Source organism: Limnothrix sp. PR1529 (assembly GCF_002742025.1).
In the GTDB taxonomy this organism is placed as follows: Bacteria; Cyanobacteriota; Cyanobacteriia; order CACIAM-69d; family CACIAM-69d; genus CACIAM-69d.
Genome location: NZ_LIRO01000130.1, coordinates 15,185 through 30,205 on the forward strand (window position 1 = coordinate 15,185; position 15,021 = coordinate 30,205).

A 15,021-nucleotide genomic window follows, 5' to 3' on the forward strand; every position below is an offset into this window, starting at 1 on the left:
GTGGCTAGACCGCCGCTTGCCCGATCGAGGGGTGATTGGCTCGCACACAATAGCGATCACGCCCGGCCTGTTTTGCACAGTAGAGCGCTGAATCGGCCATGGCAATCAGGGTCGCAGGTTTGCAGTCACTGCTAGGCACGAGACAAGACACGCCAATGCTGACCGTCACAAAGGGGGCCACAATCGATCGCTCATGGGGCAATTGACGACCACGGATCCGGGTGCGGACTTGGTGGGCAATGGCGATCGCCCCTTCCAAGGGGGTTTCCGGCAAAATAATGGCAAACTCCTCTCCCCCATAGCGAGCCACCAGATCCGCCGGCCGGCAAATCATGTCTGCCAACACCCGTGCCACTTGAATCAGGCAGTCATCACCGGAGGGATGGCCATAGCAATCGTTGTAGGCCTTGAAGCAGTCCACATCCAACAGCAACAGGCTCAGGGGACGGCCCGATCGCGCCAAGCGGGCCCACTCCCGCGCCAGGTGCTCATCGAACCCACGTCGATTGGCCACTTGGGTTAGCCCATCCAGTTGCGCCAAGCGGGTCAGTTCTTGGTTGGCCCGTTGCAGTGCCTGTTCAGCCCGTTGCCGCTCCAAAATTTGAATTTCGAGCTGACGATTCGACTCAATCAGGGCTGCGGTGCGATTGGCCACTTCCGCTTCCAGCGATCGGGAATAGTTGGCCAGAATGGTGGCGGTTTTTTGGCGCTCGGTAATGTCTTGAAAGGTGACCACCGCATAGGTCACCTGCCCCGCTTCATCGGTAATGGGCACAGCCCGCATTTCAAAGGGAATGCGCCTGCTGCCCCGATCGAGTTCAATGGTTTCCGTCACGGCGGCTTGGCCCGTTGCGCCCAACTGCACCGGGATCTGGGCCAGCTCAATCGGTTGATCGGTTCCGGCCCGATACAGGCGATCGGCCAGCGACACGGACAAGGGCGCAGCCGAATTTAAACTTGGGTCCAAACTTGGGTCTAAGTTCGGATCTAAATTCAGCAGTTGTCGCCCCAAGCTGTTCAGGTAAAGCAAGTCACCCCCCGCTTGATAGACCGCCACCCCCGCGGGCAACGCATCCAGAAACAGGGCAATTTTGCGCTCATGCTCGGCGGCCGCTCGCTGTTGTTGCAGTTGCAGTTGGCGCACTTGCAAATGGGCCCGGGTGCGGGCAATCAGTTCGCTGGCCGTCACCGGCTTGGTGAGGTGATCGTTGGCTCCCGCCGCCAAGCCGGCCACAATTTCCTGGGGACAGGCTCGCTCGCTTAACAGGACGATCGGCAAGGCCTGAGGTGACCAGGTTTGGCGCAACTGGGCAATCACCTCGTAGCCCGTGAGGTCGGGCATTCGCAAATCCAGCAACAGCAAGTCAGGTACTGGGCCTTGCTGAATTTGAGCCAGGGCCGATCGCCCGCTGAGGGCCACAGACACCCGAAACCCCGGTTCCAGCGCCAACCAATTGGCCAGCCCTTGCAAAATCAGTGGATCATCGTCCACCACCAGGATGTGAGACGGCAGCAAATCGGGATCGGCGGTGGTTGGGGGCTGGGGCTGGGGCGCTGTCCAATGGTCGCTGGGGGCAATCTGGAGGGTGGGAGGTTCCCCTGTCCAGGCGATCGGGATTGTGAAACTGATGCGCTCGCGGATTGTGGGAGCAGCAGTCGTTGCCTGATTTCCCGGGGCATTCTCCGGATGATTTCCCAAGTGATTCCCCCAGCCATGGCCGCAAGCATCGCCCAAAGCCAACGTTCCCCCATGTAATTCCACCAGGCGCTTGGTAATGGTTACACTCAGGCCACCAATGGAATCTAACTGAGCTGGCTCTAGGACTAGGGACGAGGGAGAATCAGCGATCAGGGGCAGCACCGAACCCTCCTGAGCAAGGGCCGACTCTTGCCCCCAAGACCCGATCGCCGGTTCCGGGCCCCGATCGAGCGTTGAAACCCGCACCATATCCTGTTCAGACAAAAACTCAGCCGTAATCAGAATCTGTTGGCCGGCAGCTTGTTGAATGGCATAGTCCAATAGATTCAGCAAAATCTGCTGGAACCGATCGGGGTCAACCATCACCGGCGGCAACTGGTCAGGAATTTGCATCACCAGGGTCAGGTGTCGTCGATCGGCCAGGGGCTGCAACATCGTGATCGCCACCTGCACCGCCGATCGCAAATCGATCGCCTGCGGATCCAAACGCACATCCCCGTAGCGCAACCGCGCCACATCCAGCAAATCATTCACCAAGTTTTGCAGGCGCTGATTGCTGGTCAACAACAGTTCCAAATTTGTTTTTTGCAGGGAAGTCAGCGGGCCGCCCGTCCCCCGCAACAGAGACTCCACAATGGCAATCATCCCCGCCAAGGGCGATCGCAGGGCATGGGAAGTACTGGCCAAGAACTCATCCTTGAGCCGATCGATCCGCCGTAGCTCCTGATTTTGGGCCGTCAGTTGAATAAAAGCCCCCTCCACGCAATTGGCCATGAAGTTAAAGGCCCGGGCTAGTTCCCCCAGGCGATCGGGGCGATCGTCCCCCGTCACCCGTCGCTGCCACTGGCCACTGGCCAACGCCTGGGCTGCCTCATGCACCTCCATCAACGGCCGCGTCACCCAATGGGCCAACCCCCAACCCGTTAACCCCGCCAGCACCATTGCACCGCCACACAACCCCAAAATCAGCCATCGATTTTGCTCCAGGGGGCTGCTATAGACCTGATGGGGAGTCACCACCACCAACCACCAGTCCAAACCGCTGGCATCGTTGAACGGCCGCAAAAAAACGGCGTACTGTTCCTCGTTCACCGTGATCGTGGCTTGGCGATCCTGAAGCGGTTCCTGGCCCTGAATTAACCGCATTGTGACTCGGGCAGCCTCCGCCGTCACGGGGTTCTCGCTGCTGGTGGCCGTCAGGCGCTGGCGACCTCCCCCAGACAAGGGCAGCACCGCCGGTTTTTCCCCCGTGGAGGCAGCAATTAAATGGCCACTCCGTTCCAAGATCAGGAGTTGCCCTGGTTTTCCCGCTTGCATTGTGGCCAACCGTTGCCCCAGATGCGAAAGCCGCAGCCCCGCCATCAACACGCCCGATGGGCGGCCCCGATCGCCCCACAACGGTTGAGTCACACTTAAATAAGTCGTGATTTTCTGAAAAGGGGGATCAATAATGCTCCAAGTGGGTTCCCCTGTCCCAACCGCCATTCGATACCAAGGCTGCTGTCGAAAGTCTGGATTGGGAACGTTGGGCAAACAATCAACCTGGGCCTGGCGATCGCCCTGATGGTTCACGAGATAGCGACAAAGTTCCCCGTTATCAGTGGTGCTGCGAATCAGCAGCTTGCCCCGACTGTTACGCTCAACCCCCGTGAACTCCCCGGTGGCCGTTGCGAACCCCACCAAGTCCACATCATCACTGGTAATCACCTGATTCCACAGGTGGCGATCGAGTTGCCCCCCTTGGGGCATGGTGTTGGTTTGTTGAATCTGCTGGCCCACGATCGGGCGCAAATTATTCGCATTTCGTTGGTTCGCGTCTTGTAACCCGCGCAAAATTTCCTGCAACAGGTCATCGGCGCGATCGGCCGTATCCCGCTGCATTTGCGCCAACACACCCAAAATGGACGATTTGCCGCCAGCATAGGACAAATATCCCACCAAGCTCACGATGACCAAGATTTGCGCCATGAATGGCACAACCAACACGATCGGGAGTGGCAAACGTCGCAACTGCTGAATCATGAAAACTGTTTTCTGATCAAGGTTTTCTGCTCAATTTCTGCTCAATTGAGGTTGCGGCATCATCTAGGCTTGCCAAGCAGCGACCAAACTCAACCTCGATCCCATCCCAACCCCAGCAACGGTTCACGACAAATAAAACAGCCCCTAGCGATAGCTATCTATTCCCACCTGGCGATTGACCGAATTTTGCTGCACAACGGAACTGACCGCGAGTGATCGATTATCTGAACCCTGTCATTTTAGTGATTTGTGATTGATCTAAACTGACTCAGCAATCAGGGTTTCAGGCCCCGATCGCTCGATCGCGGGGTTCCTGTGGGCTAATTTCTTTGAGAATAATCCACCCTGATCAAGGTTTTTCATTCATTGTTTGTCTAAGTATTTTCAAAAGTGTGAATTATGCTCAGAAATCGCAATTTTTTTGAAATTATTGTGAATTTCGGTTTGTTTTTGGCGATTTCTGCAAAGCAAGTCTTGAGAAAATCAATTTTTCTCAGATAAGAATTCCGCAAGAGTCTTTAGAGTTCCTCAAGATTACGATAGACCAAATTTGAAAAATCGGGGGCCGCCGCCACTCCCTGCGCCGGGAGCAATTGGTTGACGGCTCACTCTACAAAGTTGAATTGATACAAAAAAATTTACAAAAACAGTCGAAATTCCCCAAATTAGTTCACTCAACTCAAGTTCGGTCAATTCAAGTTTGATCAATTCAAGTTTGATCACCATCCCCCAGACCAGTTCCCTGGGGTCAACGGTTGCTCAAGGCTTCTTCCAGGGCAACGGTGCGCTGATCGGATAAGCGAATCACACAGCGATCGCCCGTTGATTGCAGGCTTTGTTCAAAGGCACAGGCGCGATCTCGAAACCGAATCCAGGCCTCCTCAGCCGCAATCAGGCGCGATCGCTGGCTGCCTGACTGGGCTTGCAACAGGGCTTGGTAGGCGCGATTTAAAGCCGCATCCGCAGCGGGTTGGCTGAGGCGACCGGCGGGAGGAGTTGTGCCTCGGCGATAGGCCTGCAAATCGTTCAGCCGCTCCTGGGTCACGATCTCCTTGCAACTCCATTCGATCAACGGTTGCATGGAGCCGCCTTCAAACTCACCAGACGCAAAAGCACAGTGCCGATCGCGGAAAGTGATCCAAGCTTGCTGGGCACTCACCAGTTGTTGCTGTTGGGGGGCACTGAGCCGGACGATCGCCCGTTGGTAGGTTTGATTTAAGGTGCGATCGACCCGTTCCCAGCTTTCATAGGCGCAGCGGTTCATGGTGGTTTGATCTTGCGGATCCCGGCAATCCTGAGCCTGGGCCGCAGCGGGCAAAACCCCCACCCCAACAACCATTCCCATCCCAGCGATCGCCCCCAAGAGCCATAGCCCCAACCATCCGGGGGCCGATCGTTGGATTCGCTGCTGGATCCAAGTTGGGGAATGATTGTGCGAATTCATCTCTGAATTCATCTCTGAGTCCATCTGCGAACTCATTTGCGAACCAGTTTTTACCGATGATTGCGCCAGTGGGTGGTGCACCATGATTCAATCCCCATATTTGCTGACTTGTTCAATGCTGATGAGATTCGTTGCCCAGTTGATGCCTATTCAATCACTTGGGATTTGAGGGGATTGAATTTTGAGGGAATGGGATATCGAATCTTCAAATCGAATCCTTCAGTTAAATCCATTAATCGAATCTGTGGCTCAGATCCAGGATCATGGTCTAGCGATCAATACTTAGTAATAAATACTTAGCAATGTCAGATTGCTGATCAACTATTTTGATCAGTTCTGATCAGTCACGATCGCCCGTTGCCGTCCGTCTCATAGTCCTTTACAGCCCCACAGCGCGATCGTCATCCGGATCATTGACCCAAAACTCTTGATTGGCCCTGGCGATCGGCCCTCACAGGGATCCTAAATGTCAGGGATTAGCAATAAGCCACACTTAGACCCTTCATCGGAGTTTCCAAGCATTTGCTTATAGATTTTCCCTTTTGAACCCAGTAATCTTAAAAACAACTAAAGCATTCTTAAACTTGCATAACAGGACTGCGTTGCTGCATTGTCTGTTTCAGACTCTGCGGCCCAAAATTCTGCGCCCGAAACCTGCTATTCGTACCCTGATTCCCATGGAAACCGCCTATGGATCGCTGGATTATCGATAACCTTTGGCTGGTGCCGACCTACGCCCTCTTTGGCGGGCTGTTGGCCCTGCTTTGGTCGCCGGCCTTCATTCGGCGCACCGGCCCGCGACCGGCGGGCTATTTCAACATTCTGTCTACGGGCCTAGCGTTTTTACATAGCGCGATCGCCCTGCCCCTGATTTGGAACCAGCCGGAAGCCACCATTTCCTTTAACTGGCTGGATGCGGCGGGGCTGAATGTGGATCTTGACCTCAAGGCTTCCGTGGTGAACGTGGGCACGATGGCCCTGATTTCCGGGATTACCTTCCTGGCGCAATTGTTCGCCGTGGGCTACATGGAAATGGACTGGGGTTGGGCCCGGTTCTATTCCTTGCTGGGCTTGTTTGAAGGCGGCATGTGCCTGCTGGTGCTGTGCGACTCGGCATTCTTCAGCTACATCGTTCTAGAAATCCTGACCCTGGGCACTTACCTACTGGTGGGCCTGTGGTTCAGCCAGCCGCTGGTGGTGACGGGGGCGCGCGATGCGTTCTTGACCAAGCGGGTGGGGGACTTGGTGTTGCTGATGGGCGTGGTGGCCCTGCTGCCGATCGCCGGGACTTGGAACTTTACGGACTTGACCGAGTGGGCCAAGACGGCGGAACTTGACCCCACCGTGGCGACTCTGCTGGGCTTGGCCCTGGTGGCTGGGCCGATCGGGAAATGCGCCCAAATTCCGCTGCACCTGTGGCTGGATGAAGCGATGGAAGGGCCGCTGCCCGCATCGATTTTGCGAAATGCGGTGGTTGTTCCGATCGGGGCTTGGGTGTTGGTGAAATTCCAGCCGGTGATTGCCCTGTCGCCCGTGGCGGTGACGGTGGAATGGTCAGTGGGCTTGGTGACGGCCCTGCTGTGCAGCGCGATCGCGATCGCCCAAATCGACATTAAGCGCGTGCTGTCCTACGCCACCAGTGCCTACATGGGCTTGGTGTTCGTGGCGATCGGCTTTGGTCAGTTGAATTTGGCTCTGCTGCTCTGCTTGACCTATTCCGTGGCCATGGTGCTGTTGACCATGAGCGCCGGTTGCGTGATTGCCAACTGCGTCACCCAAGACATCACTCAGTTGGGCGGCCTGTGGCCCAAGCGCCCGGCAGCGGGCCCCGGTTTCCTGGTAGGGATGCTGGGCTTGGTGGCCGTGCCGCCCCTGGGCTGCTTCTGGTCGTTGGCGGCCTTGGGCGGTGCGCTGCTGGATGCCAATCAACCGTTGATCTTTGCGGCCCTGCTGCTGATCAACGGCATGACGGGCTTTAGCCTGATGCGTACCTTTGGATTGGTGTTCTTTGGCTCCGAGTCCCCCATGACCGAGCGGGCCCCGGAAGTGCTCTGGCCCATGAGTTTCTCAACGCTGGTGATGGTGGGCGTGGTATTGCACCTGCCGTTGCTGTTGATTCAATGGCAGGTGTTGCCGAGCCTAGGGGCCACGGAGGCGATCGCCCTGGCAACCTCGTCCCTGGTGGGCTTGGGTTCAGCGGCGGCCCTGTACCTGAATCCGCAGGTGGCCAAGCCGGTGCATTCGATTCCGGCTCCGATTCGCGATTTCTTTGCCTATGACCTCTATACGGCGAAGCTCTATCGCAACACGATCGTGCTGGTGGTGGGCGCTGTGTCCGGCGTGCTGTTCTGGATCGATCGGTTCATTGTCGATGGCTTTGTGAATGCGGTCGGGGCGCTGACGGTGGTGGGTGGCCAAGGCTTGCGCTACAACACCACGGGCCAAGTGCAGTTCTATGCCCTGTCGATTCTGTTGGGGGTGGTGCTGTTTGGGGCGCTGGTCGCTTGGCCGATTTTGGCCCCGGCGGTTCCCTAGGTTCCGATCGTTCTCGATTGTCATGGGGTCAACTCGTAAGGGCGCACGGCGGTGCGCCCCTACCCGGAACCCAGACCAGACAAGGGGCTTAAGCCCCTTGCTACCCCAGTGATTCAGCGTTAGCGCGTCGTTTGACTACAGCCGTAAATCACAGCAATGTCACAGTAAAAGCCTATGTTGAGCGCATTGATTTTAATTCCGGCGATCGGGGCGGCCCTGGTGGGTCTGTGGCCCGGTCAGCCCAACTCCGCCCTACTGAAAAAGGTGAGCCTGGCCGTGGCCAGCGCGATCGCCCTGTGGACGTTGTATTTATTTGCCCAGGTCGATGTGAATGCGATCGGGGCGCAAATGACCGAATATTTGCCCTGGGTTCCGCAACTGGGCTTGAGCTACAGCCTGGGTGTGGATGGCTTGTCCCTGCCGTTGGTGGGCTTGACCGCCCTGCTGGCTTGGATCGCCATTTGCAGCAGCGATCGGGACTTGCAGCGGCCCCGGCTCTACTACGCCATGATTTTGCTGGCGATCGCCGGGATTAACGGCGCATTCCTGGCCCAAAACCTGCTGCTGTTTATCCTGTTCTACGAACTGGAGCTGATTCCTTTCTATCTGCTGATCGCGATTTGGGGTAGCGAACAGAAACGCGGCTATGCGGCCACCAAGTTTCTGATCTACACCGCCATTTCCGGGATTCTTGTCCTGGCAGGCTTCCTGGCCCTGACCTGGCTCAGTGGCTCCACCAGCTTTGACATTGGGCAAATCGACATCAAAAAGCTGTCTGACAGTGCTCAACTGATTTGCCTGCTGCTGTTGGTCGTTGGCTTCGGCATCAAGATTCCCCTCGTGCCGCTGCATACCTGGCTGCCCGATGCCTACGTGGAATCGTCGCCGGCCACCACGGTGTTGCTGGGCGGTGTGCTGGCTAAGTTGGGTACTTACGGGCTGTTGCGCTACGGCTTGGGTCTGCTGCCCGATGCTTGGGGGACGATCGCCCCGGGTCTGGCGCTGGTGGGTGTGGTCAGCGTTATGTATGGCGCATTAACCGCGATCGCCCAAAAGGACATCAAACGGATGGTGGCCTACAGCTCGATCGGGCACATGGGCTACATCATCGTGGCCGCCGCCGCCCTCAACCCCCTCTCGTTGCTGGGTTCTGTGGCCCAAATGGTCAGCCACGGCTTGATCCTGGCGATTCTGTTCTACCTGGTGGGTGTGATTGAAAAGAAAGTCGGCACCCGCGACCTGGACAAGCTGAACGGGTTGATGAGTCCGATTCGCGGCTTGCCCCTGACCAGCGGCCTGTTGGTGCTGGCGGGCATGGCCAGCGCCGGCATCCCCGGCATGGTCGGCTTCGTGGCGGAATACATGGTGTTCCAAGGCAGCTTCACCACCTACCCCGTGATTTCGCTGCTCTGTATCCTGGCTTCCGGGCTGACGGCAGTGTACTTCGTGATTTTGCTGAATCGCACCTGCTTTGGCCGCCTGGACAACGCCACCGCCTACTATCCCGCCGTGCGGTTTGATGAGCACTTGCCGGGTCTGATTTTGACCGCGCTGATCGTCTGGCTGGGCATTCAACCCACCTGGCTGGTGAAGTGGATCGAGCCGACCACGGACGCAATGATCGCCGCGATTCCCACGGTGAACCAACCGGTGGCGATCGCCCCCACCAAACCAGCCCGGTCGGCCCCCGCGATCGATTAAGGACAGATCCGGGTGGGGGCGCACAGCCGTGCGCCCCCCACAGGTTGACCCACCGTTAAGCGATCGATCGGGTGTAATTGCCCCTCTCCAGACTTCTCTGAAACCTTGGAAATTTCCCCACAACATCATGGTTCAGACCCCAATCAAACCGGACACCGCCCCCAAAATTCCCCCGTCGCAGCATGAATTTGCGGAAGTAATCCATCGTCTGGAAGCGGGCGGCGCAATGTTGCCCGACACGCCGGAAAACCTGATGCAAATCATCGGGATCTACAAGGCCTATGCGGTGCCGATGGACTTCTATTGGCGGGACTTGCTCTACATCGCCGAAGAAGTTTTCCTGAATCCATTTCCCTTCTTTAAATATTTCCTACCCCAGAAATATTTAGACCTGCCGAACCACTACGCAGGCGACACCGCCGACCTGCGAATTTGGCGCGGCATTGCTACAGCCCACCCAGAATTGCTCGAATTCATGAGCAAGGGTGAAACGGTCAAAATGCCGAAGCTGTTCCATCACCTGTGGCACGATCGGGTGAACATGGAATTCGCGGAAGCCTGTATGCAGGCCATGCTCTGGCATCGCAAAATGTATGCGGGCGTGAATCGGTTTGATGACTTCCTGAACACCGAGGAATATCGCCAAAATTGCGATCGCGCCATCAAAGCCTACTTCAAAGGCAATCCGATCATGTTGGGGATGTATAAACTCTTCCCCGAAGCCTTCATTGAACAATGCCGAATGATGTCCTACTACAGCAACTTGGGGCTGTTCTGGGAAATCATGGCTCCGGTGTTCTTTGAAATGTCGGACATCTACGATGAAGGTGGCTTCAAGGGCGTGCCCGATGCCATGAACTTCCTGATTAATGGCATCTTTGCGATTTCCGGTCGTCCCATCTATCACCGGGTAAATATTCGCGGTGAATGGTTTGATTTGGTTCCCAAAGATAAGGGCTTCATGTGGCTCTACGATGCCGCATTGCCCTACGTGGAAGCGGTGTTTTATCGCACGGCTCCGTTCCGGGGAACTAAGTCCTACAACGCCCAGGCAGGTCAAGTACCCAGCGAGCAAGCGGACTTCCATTACGGCATTCTGTACGCCGACGTGTTCCCCGTCGGAACCGCCGGAATTCCGCCCACACAGTTGATGCAGGATATGTTGCATTTCCTGCCGCAATACCTGTTGGATTACTATCACCAACATTGCCGGGGCGAGGACGATATGTTGATCCAGCTTGGAATTACCTTCCAGCGATCGATGTATTGTGTCACCTCCGCCGTCATCCAAGCACTGCGGGCAGCCCTGCTCTATCCGCTGGATGACGAAAACCCGGAACACCTGATGGCCAACCGCAAATTCTTTGAGGCGCAAATGGATCGCTTCAAGCGCCCCGAAGCTCGCCTGCGCGACATCCAAAATCGCGATTACCGCTAAGTTTCCTTCCTAAGAGTTGCTTGCTCTACTTGAGCGGCCGGGCGATCGGGTTAGTGTGTCCCACTAGCCCGATTTTTTTGGGTGGTGCTCTATTCCCGAGCAATCAGTGCAATCTGAATTTGCTATACTGTAATTGACAATAGTAATCAATAAAATTGGTTACGAGTTTGGAGTAAACATATGTATAAAGCTGCCGATATTGCAAGCTATTTTATTCATCTTGCCAACCTTGAAGAGGATGGCAACATTACCAATATGAAACTCCAAAAATTACTCTACTACGCACAGGGGTTTCACCTAGCCTTGCTAGATTGCCCACTTTTCACAGACGAAATCAGGGCTTGGCAATATGGACCAGTGATTCCAGAAATTTACGTCCAGTACAAAGATTTTGGGCGCAATTCACTACCTGAAAATAAGGACTTTAATCCTGAAAAAATTGACAGTGATACTCGTGATTTGATTGATGAAGTTTATAGTGTTTTTGGTAAGTACACAGGAACAGTGCTGGCCAATTTAACGCACCAGGAAAAACCCTGGACAAGCACAGAAAAAGATTGCGCGATCGCCCACGATCTCATGCGCGACTATTTTAAAAGTCAGCTTGTAGCAGGGTAATGGGTAAGAGAAAACGCATCCAGTCACCCACCATCCCATCATCACCAGGACGGGGGAGAATTGCTGAACCCTCTGTTGAAAAGATTCTGAACTATGATCAGACTCACCCCATCTTCTGCCTGCGCCACTTACAAGCCGAGTTTGATTTGGATGCTTGCGATCGGCGTGAACAAGCGGACTTTGCCAAAGCCTTATGGAAACACAGTCAAATGACTTGGCGAGACATTTGGGCAGCTGATCGTCATGGTTTAGGGGCCGAAAAAATTGCCCGAGAGAGCATCAGAGCTCCTATTCCCAACCACATCACTGAAGATGTGGATTTCTTCATTGCCCTGCGTTTCTCTGGCAAAGTGCCGATGGTGGGATACCGTATTCGGGACGTGTTTCATGTAATTTGGCTAGATCCCAAATTCGATCTATATGAGCATGGTTAATAGGATCAGAGTTAGCCTAATGTTAGAGCCTGCGTTTAGGGCAATCCTATCGCTTCCAGAAATACACTAGAAATAATTTTGAAGTCAGTCATTTATGCTGGGATTATTCATCCTTCGTCAATCGGCGATCGCTCTAGTTGGATTAGCCTTGGTTGCAACTCCCACGTCAGCGCAAACAGTTAATTGGGAGCAATTGCGGCGAGCTTGTCCCCAAAATTCCCAAGCTTATGTGGGTTCAGCGGCTCAAGCGGCATCTATGAAAGAAGCGGTTCGACGCTATCTTGGCGCAACTGCTGATAGTTTGGAGCACATGTCTGACCCAACAATTTATCGGGGTTGGGGTGATATATCTTTTTTGTCTGGTGAGATGTCTAGCGCTCGTCAATTTTTGATTAACCCTAACGGTCGTGTCACTGAGTTGTCATTTTCACTGGACTTTACTTCCGGCCAACATGACAATTACCGTTCATTGGAGCGAATGCGTAATTTAGGCGTTTCGGCCCAGGTAACAGCTTGTTTGCATGAAGGAGCAAGGCTTTTTCATTTTTAGTGCTGTGGTTGGAGATGACTTGCGATGACTAGACCAAGCATTCTGCGTCCGGGTCAGTCCTATCACTTCCAGGAATATTTTGAGATGGCCTATGAGCCAGACGATATTTTGGCGGAGTTTGGTTATACGTTGCAGCGATCGCGCCTGGTCTTGCCCCACAGCAATGCACCGCTCGATCGCCTGGAAGATCTAAAAACACGCATTCAAGAGAGCTTGCCTTACATTAGCCTCAGCAGTGAAGCGGCTCGGCGGGAATTGTTAATTGCACCATTGTTGTTGGATGTGGTGCATTACACGCGGGCGCAACTGCGAATTGAATATCCCTTAATGGTTAATGAGCAACTGAAAGGCTCTCTTGATTATTATCTTTATGCGGCACAAAAGCTGCTGGTGATTGAGGCGAAGAATGCTGATTTAGCGCGTGGGTTTACGCAGTTGGCGGTGGAGTTAATTGCGCTGGATCAATGGACAGATAGCGATCAAGATTATTTGTTGGGTGCGGTGTCTACGGGTGATGTTTGGCAATTTGGCCGCTTGAATCGATCGCAGAAGCAAGTGGAGCAAAGCCTAATTCTTTATCGTGTGCCTGATGATTTGGAGAGCTTGCTCCGAATTTTGGTCAAGATCTTGGAGCCTTGATATCCTAAGCCTCAGATATAAATTGCATCGCGATCGATCCGGCGTTTGAGATAGGGATTCATGCGCGGGCGATAACGAATTAGGTCGATCGAACGTTGGAAAATTTGCTCTAAATCTGCTTTGATATCCACCATTGTGAATAGGTCAGGCACGGTCAATTCCAAGACGATATCGATATCGCTATCAGGCTTGGCTTCGTTGCGGGCCACTGAACCAAAAATACCAAGCCGGGTTACACCATATCTTTGGTGAAGATCGGGAGCGAGTTGCCGCAGCGTGGCGAGGATGCGATCGCGATCGGGAGGGCTGTTAGGTAAGGTCAATATTGGTTCGGTCATGGTTGACTGATTAACCTTTCATTCAACTCAAGTTTCCAGCTTTGGAGATCAACAATATCAATACTCTACTCATTCAATAATTGCTGTTGGCGATGCCAGGCCACGGAGAGGGCGCGGATTGCGGCCATTTCTTCGGCGGGGATTTTTTCCAGATGCTTCAAAATCAGGCTCATGCGCCCCTGCGATCGCAATTTGGTCTCGTGCCGTGCCAGGAAATCCCAATAGAAAAAGTTAAATGGGCAAGCTTTCGGGCCGGTGCGATCGCGCGGATTATAGCGACAACCTTTGCAATAGTCGCTCATGCGGTTGATGTAGTTCGCTGAAGCGGCGTAGGGCTTGGAAGCTAGCACCCCACCATCGGCAAATAGCCCCATCCCCAGCACATTGGTTTGCATCACCCAATCGTAAGCATCGATGAAAACCGCGTGGAACCAGTTCTCAACTTCCTGGGGATTCAGACCCGCAATCAAGGCAAAATTTGACAACACCATCAACCGCTGAATGTGGTGAGCATAGCCGGTGCGATCGACCTGTTGCAGCACCTGGCGCAGACAGTTCAAATCGGTGTTGCCGCTCCAAAACCACTGGGGCAGAGCATGTTGGTGGTTAAACCAGTTGCGATCGGGGTAGGGCGGTTCCTCGTCAGCCTTCAGCACTTGCAGGTAAATGCCGCGCATATATTCCCGCCAGCCCAGCACTTGGCGAATGAAGCCTTCAACGCTGGCGATCGGCAGACCCCGATCGCGCCAGGCCTTTTCGGCGGCAAAGATCACCTCACGCGGGTGCAGCAACCCGATGTTGAGGTAGGGCGAGAGCAGGGCGTGCCACAGGGTGTCCTGGCCCGTCACCATCGCGTCTTGGTAGGGGCCAAAGGTGCGGAGCCGGTGGGCGATGAAGTGGTCGAGTACGTCGAGGGCCCGCGATCGAGTGGTGGCCCAACGGAAGGAGTCGATCGATCCGTAGGTGGGCAAATCGAGCGATCGCACCTTTTCGATCACCGTCAACACAATTTCATTGGGCGCAAATTCCAGCGGCGCGGGTGGATGTAGCGGCCCCTTGGGTGGTTGGCGGTTGTCTTTGTCGAAGTTCCACTGGCCGCCGACGGGCTTGGAACCCTCCATCAAAATTTGGAATCGTTTGCGCCCTTCCCGATAGAAATCTTCCATCAGGAAGCGTTTGCGACTGCCAAACCAGTCCGCTAGCTCTTCTTCGCTCCAGAGGAATTGGTTATTGGGGATTTGCTCCAGTTTGCAGGGCAAATCGAGCTGATTCAGAATTTGCTGAAAGGGCTGATCGACCGGAGCCATCACCAGCAGCCGATCGATTTGGTGTTTGCTCACCCAGGCCCGCAGGGGCGTGGCGAAATCTTCTGCCTCGGCCCAGGTGGCGGGCCAGCCCATATCCTGCAACTCCCGCACAAAGTGGCGCATGGCCGACCAAACCAACACCAACTTTTGGGCATGGTAGGGCCGTTGGCGCACGTGGGCCAGGGACTCGATCGCGATTACCGGAACCCGCGCCCGATCGCCCGCACAGGCCACCAACGCCGCCTGCTCGTGCCACAGTTGATCGCCCAAAATCCACACCCCCGTTTTCATGGGGA

Annotated in this window: 11 protein-coding genes; 7 read left to right on the top strand and 4 right to left on the bottom strand. The window is 54.9% G+C overall.

The features are described from left to right. Positions 1 to 4: 4 nt before the first annotated feature. Positions 5 to 3,721 carry a diguanylate cyclase gene (locus tag AMR42_RS18175; protein ID WP_099535072.1) on the bottom strand — a complete coding sequence of 1,239 codons (3,717 nt, stop codon included), beginning with the start codon at positions 3,719 to 3,721 and terminating at the stop codon, positions 5 to 7. 748 nt (positions 3,722 to 4,469) lie between these two features. Next, on the bottom strand, positions 4,470 to 5,165 hold the full coding sequence (locus AMR42_RS18185; protein ID WP_158234541.1) for a lysozyme inhibitor LprI family protein: 696 nt from the start codon (positions 5,163 to 5,165) through the stop codon (positions 4,470 to 4,472). A 690-nt stretch (positions 5,166 to 5,855) separates the two neighbouring features. On the opposite strand from AMR42_RS18185, the gene AMR42_RS18190 reads away from it, so the two are divergent. The 7 genes from AMR42_RS18190 to AMR42_RS18215 all read left to right on the top strand — a co-directional run bounded on the left by AMR42_RS18190 (position 5,856) and on the right by AMR42_RS18215 (position 13,080). Continuing rightward, the gene (locus tag AMR42_RS18190; protein ID WP_099535078.1) at positions 5,856 to 7,700 is read left to right on the top strand and encodes an NAD(P)H-quinone oxidoreductase subunit F; all 1,845 of its coding nucleotides are present in this window, start codon (positions 5,856 to 5,858) and stop codon (positions 7,698 to 7,700) included. Between the two features lie 174 nt (positions 7,701 to 7,874). After that, entirely contained in the window at positions 7,875 to 9,401 is a 1,527-nt protein-coding gene (locus AMR42_RS18195) for an NADH-quinone oxidoreductase subunit M (RefSeq protein WP_099535080.1), read from the top strand. Between the two features lie 127 nt (positions 9,402 to 9,528). Continuing rightward, positions 9,529 to 10,839: a CO2 hydration protein gene (locus AMR42_RS18200; RefSeq protein ID WP_099535082.1), complete on the top strand. Its 1,311-nt coding sequence runs from the start codon at positions 9,529 to 9,531 to the stop codon at positions 10,837 to 10,839. A gap of 180 nt (positions 10,840 to 11,019) precedes the next feature. Then, positions 11,020 to 11,457 carry a Panacea domain-containing protein gene (locus AMR42_RS18205; RefSeq protein WP_099535084.1) on the top strand — a complete coding sequence of 146 codons (438 nt, stop codon included), beginning with the start codon at positions 11,020 to 11,022 and terminating at the stop codon, positions 11,455 to 11,457. Continuing rightward, the gene (locus tag AMR42_RS20950; RefSeq protein WP_199858241.1) at positions 11,457 to 11,891 is read left to right on the top strand and encodes a hypothetical protein; all 435 of its coding nucleotides are present in this window, start codon (positions 11,457 to 11,459) and stop codon (positions 11,889 to 11,891) included. Before AMR42_RS18205 ends, AMR42_RS20950 begins: the two co-directional genes overlap by 1 nt. Positions 11,892 to 11,985: 94 nt before the next feature. Beyond that, entirely contained in the window at positions 11,986 to 12,441 is a 456-nt protein-coding gene (locus AMR42_RS20075) for a hypothetical protein (protein ID WP_143473175.1), read from the top strand. 24 nt (positions 12,442 to 12,465) lie between these two features. After that, on the top strand, positions 12,466 to 13,080 hold the full coding sequence (locus tag AMR42_RS18215) for a hypothetical protein (protein WP_099535086.1): 615 nt from the start codon (positions 12,466 to 12,468) through the stop codon (positions 13,078 to 13,080). An 11-nt stretch (positions 13,081 to 13,091) separates the two neighbouring features. Here the strand turns inward: AMR42_RS18215 and AMR42_RS18220 are convergent, their stop codons facing one another. Both AMR42_RS18220 and AMR42_RS18225 read right to left on the bottom strand, forming a co-directional pair. After that, a complete protein-coding gene (locus AMR42_RS18220; protein WP_099535088.1) occupies positions 13,092 to 13,418 on the bottom strand; it encodes a nucleotidyltransferase family protein in 327 nt (108 codons plus the stop codon). A gap of 65 nt (positions 13,419 to 13,483) precedes the next feature. After that, on the bottom strand, positions 13,484 to 15,016 hold the full coding sequence (locus tag AMR42_RS18225; protein WP_099535117.1) for a cryptochrome/photolyase family protein: 1,533 nt from the start codon (positions 15,014 to 15,016) through the stop codon (positions 13,484 to 13,486). Between the last annotated feature and the right edge of the window lie 5 nt (positions 15,017 to 15,021).

What these genes read in the sequence shown, in the direction of transcription:
- AMR42_RS18185 (WP_158234541.1), bottom strand. Translation starts at nt 5,165, where the DNA reads ATGAATTCGCACAATCATTCCCCAACTTGGATCCAGCAGCGAATCCAA.
- AMR42_RS18190 (WP_099535078.1), top strand. Translation starts at nt 5,856, where the DNA reads ATGGATCGCTGGATTATCGATAACCTTTGGCTGGTGCCGACCTACGCC.
- AMR42_RS18220 (WP_099535088.1), bottom strand. Translation starts at nt 13,418, where the DNA reads ATGACCGAACCAATATTGACCTTACCTAACAGCCCTCCCGATCGCGAT.
- AMR42_RS18225 (WP_099535117.1), bottom strand. Translation starts at nt 15,016, where the DNA reads ATGAAAACGGGGGTGTGGATTTTGGGCGATCAACTGTGGCACGAGCAG.
- AMR42_RS20075 (WP_143473175.1), top strand. Translation starts at nt 11,986, where the DNA reads ATGCTGGGATTATTCATCCTTCGTCAATCGGCGATCGCTCTAGTTGGA.
- AMR42_RS18200 (WP_099535082.1), top strand. Translation starts at nt 9,529, where the DNA reads ATGGTTCAGACCCCAATCAAACCGGACACCGCCCCCAAAATTCCCCCG.
- AMR42_RS18195 (WP_099535080.1), top strand. Translation starts at nt 7,875, where the DNA reads ATGTTGAGCGCATTGATTTTAATTCCGGCGATCGGGGCGGCCCTGGTG.
- AMR42_RS18175 (WP_099535072.1), bottom strand. Translation starts at nt 3,721, where the DNA reads ATGATTCAGCAGTTGCGACGTTTGCCACTCCCGATCGTGTTGGTTGTG.
- AMR42_RS18215 (WP_099535086.1), top strand. Translation starts at nt 12,466, where the DNA reads ATGACTAGACCAAGCATTCTGCGTCCGGGTCAGTCCTATCACTTCCAG.
- AMR42_RS18205 (WP_099535084.1), top strand. Translation starts at nt 11,020, where the DNA reads ATGTATAAAGCTGCCGATATTGCAAGCTATTTTATTCATCTTGCCAAC.
- AMR42_RS20950 (WP_199858241.1), top strand. Translation starts at nt 11,457, where the DNA reads ATGGGTAAGAGAAAACGCATCCAGTCACCCACCATCCCATCATCACCA.